This is a genomic window from Oleiphilus sp. HI0128 (assembly GCF_001635365.1).
The window spans coordinates 1-520 of record NZ_LWGG01001424.1; the positions used below are offsets into that span (position 1 = coordinate 1).

1 protein-coding gene is annotated in these 520 nt (G+C 46.7%); it reads right to left on the bottom strand.

The window, feature by feature from the left end:
* On the bottom strand, positions 1–520 hold a 520-nt coding region (locus tag A3763_RS23580; RefSeq protein ID WP_197483075.1), incomplete at both ends, for a GlxA family transcriptional regulator.

Sequence of the window (520 nt, forward strand, 5' to 3'; positions counted from 1 at the left end):
TTAAAGCGGTTTGCTAGCTCTTCGATACTATCGAAGCTATCCAAATGATCTTCCATCCAGTTTTGAATACCAATAATGTGTTCATCACTGTGTTCTTTCAAAGCTTGTATACCGGCAAACCTTAGCTGCGATCTCTCAGACAAATCAATCATCAGTAATCTGGAGCAAGCTTCGGCGAGCGAGCGACTAAAAAACGTTTCAATTAAATAAAGGCAGAGGTCTTGAAATGCGTAGGCGCCGCCTGAGCAGAATAATGTTCCATCATGAGTCAGCATGCTATCAATCTGTAAATCAACAAGCGGGAATTGTTGTCGAAACTGGGAGGCATACTTCCAGTGTGTGGTTGCGCGACGCTGATCAAGCAAACCTGTCGCCGCCACAAGAAATGCGCCGGTACATACTGACGCCACTGCGCCTCTTTTTCGCTGGCTGTCTACTAGCCACTGAATTAGCGCGTCATCAAAATCAAAGCCATTAGTCGGGACAGGGCCGAGGGGCGCGATGATGACCAAGTCATAAT